Raw genomic sequence first — 11,178 nt, 5'->3', positions numbered from 1 at the left:
CCGGGCTTTTACTCATAAAACAATAAACAACTATTACCAACCCGTATTTTGAGGGAATGTCACATTTGCATTTTGGTACAAATTCAACTGCCCAGTTGGAATAGGATCTAAATAATGTTTGGGCACTGTAACCACACGTTTTGCTGCCGTAGCTGTCGAATATGGAAGAATATACCCTAAAGCATCTTGTCCGCCTGGAGACCCTGCTGATCCTGCCGGCGCCTTAGCACCCTTAAAAATATCTGGTTTTACCGCTGGGTTAAGGTATGATAATTTAGCCCAACGACGAAGATCCCAGTAGCGAAATCCATCCATCATCAATTCTACACGACGTTCACGACGGACTTCCCACAACAGAGGAGACACATCACTATCACGTTTTGGATCATCAGGAACATTAGTCACATTCAACGATGCAACACCAGCTCTTGCTCTCAACTTATTTACTGTATTATCTGCAACCGTTTGAGTAAATACTCCCAGCTCAGCGCATGCCTCTGCTTCATTCAAAAGCACTTCAGGCAACCAGAAAATCGGTGCATCTGTCGGGTTATTCGGTGCCAGAACTTGAGTTTTAGTGAGCGTTGCGTTATCAAAACGAGAAATTCTGTATCCTGTAGTTGAAGTAAATCCTAAGATATTCGGTTTTTTTGTATAGCACAAGATACTATCTACTGAAGAAGCTAATCGTTTATCTCTGTTTTTCAGAGTTGATTGACCGATAGAAAGTGTAGTTGCATTGCAATCATCACCTCTGTACAAGGATGACAAACCTATTGGTAAACCATCAGTACACAAAAAAGCATCCACTGCATCTTTAGTTAAACCTGAAATAATGGTACTACTATTACAATAACCAACAACGGAATGAGTGACTACCCCATCGAGATAAATTCGATACAGCATAGCTTCTTTATTATTACTCAAATCAAGAGAACTATAGACAGATCTGTAATCTGAATTCAGAGCATAAGCTGAGCTGGACATCACTGCTTCTGACGCTGTTTTACACTGATTCAAATAATTGGTTGCACGAGCATTATCATTCAATTGATACTTACTATATGTACCTTCATACAAACAAATTCTTGATTTCAGGGCATTGGCAATATCCTGATTAACCGTATTGACCCCTGTGTATGTATCCGCCATGGATTTTGTATACAACATGGTTACAGCACGATTCAAATCACTCAACACGCTATCCATCACCGCATTTCTGGCTGTTTTTGCACCCCAAATCTGACTAGCATCATTGTCTTGATCCAGATATTTATTCTCATAAGGCACATCTCCATAACGTCTTACTAAGTCATAATATTCCATGGCTCGGAAGAAGTAAGCTACCCCTCTATAGTGATTTTTCACGGCAGCACCTACAGGAACCTGATCGATTCGTGCCAACAGTAGATTAGACAATCTGATATAAGTATATGGAGTATTCCATGTAGTTGCAGTTGCAGGAGCTGCAGTTGCAAAAATATCTATAACATTATTTGCCTGATCATCAGAGAAAGATGTAAAGTAAAAATCAGATTCAGCTCCACTACCTGCATTTGCACTAATACTTGACGATGCTCCTGTACCAAAGCCATCAAAAAGAGAATAAAAACCCAAGCAGAATGCTTTTACATTTCCCTCACTTGTCCAGTAACTATTATCGGTAAATTGCGTCAGTGGTTGCTTATCCAGCCACGAATTGTCACATGCTACAATTAACGGCAAGGTTGCAAGCGCAATACACAATGTTTTTATTGTTTTTTTCATAACTATATTTCTTTAAGAGTTAAAATGATAACTGAACACCAAATGAATACGTTTTCGTAAATGGTGTTGTCACTCCATACCAGTTACCGGTCGTTGATTGGTCGGTAATTTCAGGATCCACAGGAATTTTTTCCTGCGCAAAAGTCAACAAATTCATTCCTTCAACATACACTCGGAATTTATCTACTCCTAATTTTTTCGTTATCGATGCTGGAATAGTATAACCTACCGTGATTGTTTTCAGTCTCAAATAAGCCAAATTAAGTAAATATTTTGTTTGTGGGTAGAAGTTATTCCCCGATGCGCCATAATTGGTGTTCTTGGCTTGTCCTGCCCAATACTGCTGTCCAGACAAGTTTGACGAACTATTTCCCTGATAAGGATTTGGATAAGTAGCGTCTGTATTAGACGTTGTCCAGTAATCCATTTGATGTTGCAGGAAAATACTGCTTCCGCTGTAACCCGGCAATGCCACGCTACCGGTTGCCCAGTAATCACGTTTACCTACCCCCTGAAAGAATACGTCAGCATCAAAACCTTTCCAGTTACCTCCTAGCCTGAAACTATACTGATATCTTGGTGTGCTGTTACCTATTTTCTTCAAGTCACCGTGATCAGACAATGTCAATGCGCCACCATCAATTTTTCCATCAGCATTCAAATCAGCATATTTTATATCACCAGGTCCAAAAACAAAACTACCGGATTGCAATTTGGTTTGACTTGGAGAGTTGGTAACATCTGCTGCATCCTTAAAATAACCAACTGTCTGAAAACCCCAGATTTCACCAAATGTTTCTCCATTGTAATAGCCGGTTGCTAATGAATTTGAAGAGTTTCCTCCCCATTTAGTGATCTTGGTGACATAGTCGTGCATAGATGCATTGGCATATAACTGCATGCCGTTATTCAAATGCCAGTGATAATCAACACCAACTTCCCATCCATTTGTTCTCATATTTCCCACATTAGTTTTGGCAACTGATGCACCAAATGTCGCGGGTAGCGTGGTTGACGATGAAATCATACCAACATTGTCTCTTTGAAACCAATCAAATGAAACACCTAAGTTATTATCCAAAAATTTCATGTCTGCTCCAAAGTCAAGCGTATTAATTTTTTCCCAAGTCAGAGAAAAAGGAACTACCTGTGGCATACCTGTATAAGTAGCTTTGGCACTCCCAACCACCCAACTATTTTGAGAAGTTGTCATTGTGGGCAAGAACAAGTTTTGACCGACTGTAGTGTTAACGTCCTGGTTTCCAATTGTTCCATAAGATGCTCTAACTTTCAAGTCCGTAATTATTTTTTTAACTTCTTTCATAAAAGGTTCTTCGGTAACTCTCCAACCAAGAGATGCAGATGGGAAGAACGCCCACCTTCCACTAACAGGAAAGTTTGAGGAACCATCATATCGTCCATCCAACTCAACAAGGTATTTATTATCAAAATCATAGTTTGCTCTTGCAAAATAACCGGCAACCGACCACCATGTATGGTTTGGTCCGTAATTAGGACTTGTAGTAGGATTAACATAAATAACCGGAGAAGACGTATTCGTTACCAATGCGATTTCGCCCATTGAATTATTCATCAAACCAAATCCTTTGCTATACTGTTGTATAAATTCTCCTTTTTCAGCATTCATACCGACCATGCCTTTAATACCATGTTTACCCAAGCGCTTCTCATAGGTAAAATAACTATTAGAGGTTATTTGTTTGTTTACAGAACTGGTATAGTCAGTCTCGTTATATGTAGCACTTGGCAACGTTGAATTCAGAACCAAACCGCCTGACCAATAGTCCCACAAAGATATTTGTCCTCCAGTTTCATGACGCATTCCATTAATCGTCATATAACTAAATTCAGTTCTGAATTTCAGATCCTGAGTAAGTCTAATGGATGCGGCAATATTGACATTCTGAGTGTTTTGGCGAAAAGTACAGTTATTTGCGTTTGCTATATAGCCATTCACATTTCTGAAATAATAATTTTGGCCACTATTTGAATCAGCATACGTTCCATATGGGAAATAAGCTCCCCAACGCCACATATAATACATATAATCCTGATATGCATACGGATAATCGTAATTATACTGACGGGTTGTCAATTTAGTATCTAAGTTTAACCATTTGTTGATATCTGCATTAACTCCTGCTGTGAGATTATATTTGCTCAGCTTATCGGGATGAATCTTAAGTATGCCTTCCTGATAGCTATAAGTTCCTGACAAGAAATAAGAGAGCTTGTCTGAACCTCCTGAAAACTGAATGTTATGATTTTGCGAAGGCATTGTTTGGTACATTTCCTTTTTAGGATCCCAGATACGGTAAAAATAAGCAGTACCATTAACCATATCAAAATCTTCTCCTTTCACCATCTGGTTGCTTGTCCTGTTATTAGCATACTTTGCCTGCCAGTTTTGTATCCCAGCTATTAATTGAGGAGCTTGCATTCCAAACATATCAAAACCACTTCCCTGACGAGCAAATGCAGCAACTTCTGTATTTATTTCTGCTACAGGATCATTTGGGAAACTAGGTAATTTAGTAGGAGTTCCCCATGCAAAGTTATTTGAATAACTGATTTTAAATTTTGAGTTTTTAGCCCCTGACTTTGTTTTAATCATAATCACACCAGCAGCAGCTCTTGCTCCAAAAATTGATGTTGATGCTGCATCTTTCAAAACACTAACGCTTTCTATATCTTCTGGGCTTACTAATGTAATGTCTGAAACGACAATTCCATCAACAAGAATAAGCGGAGTACTATTCCCATTAATAGAAACCAATCCCCGAACATTCAGTGTGGGGGCTGATGTAATTCCTCCACTGCCATAGGTTACGGTAAGTCCGGGAACAGCGCCCTGCAAACCTTTCCCCACATCAGTAAAAGGCTTAGAAGACAACGATTTGCCCACATCAACTGTAGACACAGCGCCTGTCAGATTCGCTTTCTTTTGCGTTCCATAGCCCACTACAACCACATCCTGAATCTGGACTGTTGATTCTGCAAGTGTTATGTTGACAACAGATCGGTTACCTACTACTTGTTCAGCTGGCGTATAACCTATAAATGTAAATACCAGAACATCTTTCGGAGAAGCATTCACGGCATAATTTCCATTAACATCGGTTATGGTACCTATAGAAGTACCCTTAATTTGAACCGAAGCACCAATTACCGGCTGATTAGAAACATCAACCACCTTTCCCTTGATTGTTTTTGTCTGAGCATAGGCACCTACAACGGTGAAAAATGCCATCAACAAACAACAACCCAAATAAAACCATCTTTGCTTAAACATCTTAGTCATAATTTTGGGGGTTTTGAAGATTAGTAACTATTTTTAATTTTATCTCGAAGACATGTGATACGCTGTTTCATTTTTGTCTCTTATTTAGAAAGAGTAATAAAAAAATTATAAGGAAATACAGCCCTGACAATAAGGCTTGCGCTGAATGTTCTATTATTTATTGGTTTGGTTCCTAAAATTGAGATTTAATTCAATATTTTTCAACTTCTCCACCAACAAACAAAATAACAGAAAGAAATACAAAATAGAGTTTTTGCGAATTAATGAAATATAAATATGCTTTTTAGTGTATATTTGACACAAAAACAAGCACAATAAAAACCATAAGATATACAACTACAAATTTACTCTATTTTTACAAAGATACAACACAAAAGTCTATATTTTATGCTTTTCATACATTTTTTTGTGTTCATTTCTTAGCCATAAATATTTTTAAGCTCCTGCGAGAAACAATGTACAAAATCTATATCTTGATATATACCTGCTTTTTATACAGGATATGTCCGAAAATCCAGTTGAGCATGACAAAAAAGACCGCAAACGCAAGAGACGCCCACAGGTCGGGCAGCCAGGACAAAAGCAAATCGTTATATATAAATCCCTTGATAGTTAAGACTTCAGGACTCATCACCAAAGGTATTGTACCGAACAATACTGACAAGAAGGCTCCTAAAACATACATAAACAAAGGATTGATACCGAATGACTCGAAGAATCTTGACCAACGGGCATATCCTTTTATATCGATAATCCATATCAACAAAGCAAGCAACAAAGAACCTAAACCGCATGTTACCATCACGAAAGTAGTGCTCCATACCTTCTTGTTGATCGGACATCCGTAGCTCAACAGGAAACCGGCAAACAGCAGTACTGTTCCAAAAATAAAGATCTGCTGGATACGCTGGCTGTTATCTTTCACTTCGTTAATGATCTTACCCACGTAGAAGCCCAGCAACACATGAGCAAAACAAGGAAGTGTACTCAACAGTCCTTCTGGATCAAAAGCAAACAAAGAACCATCGGGCAATGTATCCTTATACATGTGATTGACACCAAACAGAGCCCTGTCGACAATATTAATCACGTTGTTTTCCGACAGGTCGAAGCCGTTACCAAGCAGCAAAATTGCCAGATACGCAACTAAAATCCCCCCTGCAACATACAATACCTTTTTATGGTTAATAAGCAGGATAATAATGGAAGCTCCGAAATAACTCAAGGCCAGTCGTTGCATTACACCGAGGGCTCGTATTCTGTCGAATGGAAGCAGACCATGCATCAGGCGTTCGGAAAATGTCATTTCTGTATTGCCAAAGTCCAGAGTGGTTCTGCAAAACAAGCCAAACCAACCCAAAGCCAAACCAATACCAAAAATAACCAGTGTACGTTTACCAATCTTCCATGCCGCCTCCGACGAAAACTTAAAGTCATATTTCTTTAGCGAGAAATAAGTAGAAACTCCCATAATAAACATAAAGAACGGGAATACCAGATCAGTGGGAGTCAGTCCATTCCATGATGCATGTTCCAACGGGGTAAAAATATGCCCCCACGAACCCGGGTTATTCACCAGGATCATTCCGGAAATTGTGATTCCCCTCATCACATCAAGCGCCAAAAGTCTGTTAGTCGTCGGCATAGGAATTTTATTTATAGAGATAATATTTCTTTGACAATTTTCTGAAAGCATCTTCATCTTTTCTCCAGTAAGGAAGGATGTCGTCCACATTCATATTTTGAGCAAAACGCAAACGTATCTGGTCGCTGCCACACACTTTATCGAACATATCGTACCGCGACTTAGTAGAAGGACCGAAGCACTTCTTTTCGGGATAGAGTTTAGCCATCTCCTGCATCACACAAAACTGAATCTCTGTCAATCGAGCCACTTTATAATCGGTTATAAAATATTGTACGCCGGAATAATTCAAACCCCTGCCTACCGAATAAAACGGCTTCAGGTTGATCGGGCGAAACAACACTCCCGGCAATTTCAGAGCATTCATCTTTTCGGCAAGGACGTTAGCATCAATCGAATCTTTGGCAAAAAGCTGGAATGGCAATGTGTAGCCCACCCCAATCGACATAAAATCAAACTCGCCAAGAATTCCGGATGCAGCGTAATAAGCCGCGGACTCTGCATAAGGCACATGCGGAGAAGTGAGCACCCAGGGCAAACCGGTTTGCGCATAAGTCATCTTACGCTTCCAGCCTTTCATTGGGACCACCGTCAACTTACATTTCTTGCCTAACATATTTTCGTTGTTTAGCAATTTGGCCAGCTCTCCGCAGGTAAGCCCATAGAGGTACGGAATCTTGAACTGGCTGACAAACGAGATAAACTTGTCTTCCGCCAGATTGCCTTCAATTTTCACTCCTCCAAGCGGATTTGGCCGGTCAAGTACCACAAATTCTTTGTCATTTTCGGCAGCTGCCTGCATGGCCAGTCCCATGGTACTGATAAAAGTATAGGAACGACACCCAATATCCTGAATATCATACACAATCACATCAACATCTCTCAGCATATCGGGTGTCGGTTTCTTTGATTTTCCGTAAAGCGAATAAACAGGTACTCCTGTCTTATCGACAATACTATCCACATGATCGCCGGCATAAACATCACCCCGTACTCCATGTTCGGGACCATATAAAGCAACCAGTTTTACTCCCGCGGCTTCATTCAGTATATCTACTGTCGACTTCAATTGCGAGTCAACGCCTGTAGGATTGGTAATAAGTCCTACACGTTTTCCCTGAAGCATTTTGAATCCACTTTCGCGGAGTACTTCAATACCCGTTTTTACCCTTTGCGCACCCATCCCGCTCTGAGACAGGCACAGCAAAGCGGCCATCATCCATATCACATTTAATCTTTTCATCATCACAAAGCCATTGGTAAAAACGGTTAGTTTTTCTTTTTCTTCCCGAATTCGGGATCAATCTTCAACATCGAAACGGCCAGGTAACAAGGTATAATCGCCAGCATTACCGACAGAAAATAATGCTGATAGCCTATTTGTTCTTGTAACCAACCGGCAAACAATCCCGGCAACATCATGCTTAAAGCCATAAAAGCAGTACATATCGCATAATGAGCTGTTTTATGTTCTCCATCAGCAAAAGAGATCATATACAACATATAAGCGGTAAATCCGAACCCATAGCCGAATTGCTCAACTGCAACCGCAAGATTGACAAAAAAGAAGTTTTCCGGCATAAACATTGATAGAAATATATAGGAACATTGAGGTAACGTGATCGCCATTGCCATAGGCCATATCCAGAATTTCAACCCTTTACGTGAAGCTGCAATTCCACCCACGATACCACCAAGAGTTAATGCCACCACACCTACCGTTCCATACACCAGTCCTACCTGCCCTGTCGTCAGACCAAGACCTCCAGCTTCTCTGGCATCAAGCAGGAACGGAGATACTATTTTTATTAACAATGCCTCACCTAACCGATAGGTAAGCATAAAGAAGATGGCCAGTAGCACGCCCGGTTTTTGAAAAAAGGAGGCAAAAGTGCGCCCAAATTCCTTAAAGATATCCCTCACACTACTGGCTGCTGTGGAATGGTCAGAGTCCGGTTTCGGCAGCACAAAGCGATGGTAAACAAATAGCATGATAAAGAAGCCGGCCAAAATAAAAAAGGTAATGCTCCATGCCAACTTAATATTTCCAGAAACGCCCTTGAATTCACTTTTTACAGTGTTGTTCAATTTATTATCGAGTTGCACCACCACGTAAGCTGGTTTATCCCAGTTTTCAGAGGAAAAGACAACTCTCTCTCCCCCGATTATAGAAATACTCTTATCCCCTTTAGTGAAAGCGGTATTGAGTACCACTGTTTTGCCTGGATCAGGTTTTTTTGTCAGCCGAATAGCCACAATCCCTGCATTGCCTACTTTTTCATTCGAGGCCGACACAACCGTTTTTTTGCCAAAATGATCTTTCAAAAATCTTCCTAATGGAGCCGAGACTTTCTCTGTCCACCACGAAGCATGCGCTTTTTTATTTTGCTCGGAGAGATTCTGCTCTACTTCTACAAAACCATTTTTTACATTTTCCTGTGTTGCCAGTTTCTTCACTTTCGCCAACGAATCTTTGGCTATTTTATTTGTATTAATTATCAAATGAGAAGGGAACGCAACAAAGGTCATCTCGTCAGTTTTGGGCACACGATAATCTTGCGGTAATTGCCACACCTTTGATTGAACCGAACTTGAGGACTCAACTGAGAATTGTACCGGCTGAGAACCGGTAAACGTTTCGAGACTACCCGCAATGATAACCAATAATCCCTGACCGGTAATCATGGCTAAACGATAAAACGTACTTCGGATCCCAACGAAGAACGATTGTTGAGCATTGTCGAGAGCCAGCATGTAAAAACCATCGGCTGCAATATCATGCGTTGCAGAACTGAATCCCACAAGCCAAAACACAGCCAGTGTCGCTTGAAAGAAGAACGGAGCATGCAACAAGAATGCCACTCCCGCCAACCCGGCTCCGATCAACAACTGCATAGAGATAATCCACCAACGTTTGGTTTTGAAAATGTCCACGAAAGGACTCCAGAAAGGTTTAATAACCCAGGGCAAATACAACCAACTGGTATAAAAAGTTATTTCGGCATTTGACAATCCCAGTCGTTTGTACATAATAACCGAGAATGTTGTCGCAACAACCACATAAGGAATTCCTTCCGCAAAATAAAGCGTCGGAATCCAGAACCAGGGAGTTTTTTTGAATTTTGACATTTCTATTTATCGATACTTATTTTATTTCGAACATTTGCAGCTTCTCGAATGCCACTTATAGTTCTTCGAATGTTATTTACACCTTTCCAAACGTCACTTACAGCGTTTGGAATGTTACTTACAGCTTTCCGAATGCTACTTACTGATTTTCGATTAGTATTTACAGCTCTTCAATCAGCACTTGCACCGTTAGGAGGATTTTATGATTCAAGACAAAACCATACTTCTATCGAATATCTTTCAACCGACTGCAAAGCAAATCGAATTCGTCCGCATCCATTGAGATTTGCCGGAGAATATCTTCTATATCGATTGATGTGATTTTTTCGAAGTCTTTTTGAAGCGGAGTGATAAATACGCCACCCAAATCGACGGATGCAGGGCTTATCAGCAGATTGTCGTCGCCTTCGGCAAAATATTGCCGGGGACGGTGCAACTTCCGCGGGAAAACCCAGAGCGTCCACAATCCATCGTCGAACCGGCAAAGCAAGTTGAGCATGGGTTCGGGACTATCCTGTGGAACAGTCAGTAAAGTGTAGATTTTTTCAAACAGTTGCAGCACAGCCTCTTTGTCCGCCGACTCGAGCACCAATGCAGCATGTGGATAAAAAGAAAGACGTGAAACTTTAATTTCCGGACAGTCGACAATTACCGCGGCTTGTTCACGATAGACAGAATTCCAGTTTTTTTCAAGAGGCAGGAAACCTCTGTTACCGGCCTGAAAGTGCATGTGATCAGGAGCGGACGCTCCGCACTTCGGTCCGTTGTAAAATATAACACAATCATTTAATGCTTCGGCAACATCCAGCATATCGCCCAACCGTGAGCGAATGAGCTGATCGGTATGCTCCAAAGCCGGAATCGTAAAGTGCTTCGGAAAAATCGGGAACGGATTGACCAGGATCAAATATCCGTCTCCAAAAGGAATTCCCTCTTGTTCCTGAGGCAAATGCGCTTTACACAAAAAGCACTTGCGTTCCTTAATCGAAGCAGCATCCACTTTTGCGGCAGAAGAGACAATACGCGAAGGATTGAACTGTACCATCATCTCCATGCTACCCACTGTCAAAGTCTTGGTTTCGACCTTATCCAGCGAGGTATAATTGCGTTTCGGAAGCTCCCAGACAGCGATTTGCCGTTCAAGAAGATTGTACACCCGATCCATCAACGAGTCACCCTGACAACAAGAGTTTAGTTCTTCGTCTTTAGGATATTGATTCATGGTAATTAGATTAAAAAAACGACAACTAACAAATTTGAAGATTTGAAAATGTGGAAATTTGAAAACTAAAACAACAAATACCTTCCACTATTT

At 40.7% G+C, this 11,178-nt stretch carries 6 protein-coding genes; all 6 read right to left on the bottom strand.

The features are described from left to right. Positions 1-33: 33 nt before the first annotated feature. The gene (locus F8N35_RS00905) at positions 34-1,767 is read right to left on the bottom strand and encodes a RagB/SusD family nutrient uptake outer membrane protein (protein ID WP_293049476.1); all 1,734 of its coding nucleotides are present in this window, start codon (positions 1,765-1,767) and stop codon (positions 34-36) included. Between the two features lie 19 nt (positions 1,768-1,786). Continuing rightward, a complete protein-coding gene (locus tag F8N35_RS00900; RefSeq protein ID WP_293049475.1) occupies positions 1,787-5,089 on the bottom strand; it encodes a TonB-dependent receptor in 3,303 nt (1,100 codons plus the stop codon). A gap of 466 nt (positions 5,090-5,555) precedes the next feature. Further along, the gene (locus tag F8N35_RS00895; protein WP_293049474.1) at positions 5,556-6,734 is read right to left on the bottom strand and encodes a DUF5009 domain-containing protein; all 1,179 of its coding nucleotides are present in this window, start codon (positions 6,732-6,734) and stop codon (positions 5,556-5,558) included. Positions 6,735-6,741: 7 nt separating this feature from the next. Next, positions 6,742-7,953 (bottom strand): DUF1343 domain-containing protein, encoded by a 1,212-nt coding sequence (locus tag F8N35_RS00890; RefSeq protein WP_293049864.1) that lies wholly within the window; start codon positions 7,951-7,953, stop codon positions 6,742-6,744. 50 nt (positions 7,954-8,003) lie between these two features. Next, complete coding sequence (locus F8N35_RS00885) at positions 8,004-9,863, bottom strand: MFS transporter (RefSeq protein WP_293049473.1); 1,860 nt, start codon at positions 9,861-9,863, stop codon at positions 8,004-8,006. 226 nt (positions 9,864-10,089) lie between these two features. After that, positions 10,090-11,031 carry a DUF4922 domain-containing protein gene (locus F8N35_RS00880; RefSeq protein WP_293049863.1) on the bottom strand — a complete coding sequence of 314 codons (942 nt, stop codon included), beginning with the start codon at positions 11,029-11,031 and terminating at the stop codon, positions 10,090-10,092. Between the last annotated feature and the right edge of the window lie 147 nt (positions 11,032-11,178).

The sequence above is a fragment of the Paludibacter sp. genome, assembly GCF_009712605.1.
Classification (GTDB): Bacteria; Bacteroidota; Bacteroidia; order Bacteroidales; family Paludibacteraceae; genus Microbacter.
This window is presented reverse-complemented; position numbering and strand designations above follow the sequence as displayed.

Coding starts and splice junctions, on each gene's coding strand:
- F8N35_RS00900 (WP_293049475.1), bottom strand. CDS start 5,089: ATGACTAAGATGTTTAAGCAAAGATGGTTTTATTTGGGTTGTTGTTTG.
- F8N35_RS00890 (WP_293049864.1), bottom strand. CDS start 7,953: ATGATGGCCGCTTTGCTGTGCCTGTCTCAGAGCGGGATGGGTGCGCAA.
- F8N35_RS00895 (WP_293049474.1), bottom strand. CDS start 6,734: ATGCCGACGACTAACAGACTTTTGGCGCTTGATGTGATGAGGGGAATC.
- F8N35_RS00885 (WP_293049473.1), bottom strand. CDS start 9,863: ATGTCAAAATTCAAAAAAACTCCCTGGTTCTGGATTCCGACGCTTTAT.
- F8N35_RS00905 (WP_293049476.1), bottom strand. CDS start 1,767: ATGAAAAAAACAATAAAAACATTGTGTATTGCGCTTGCAACCTTGCCG.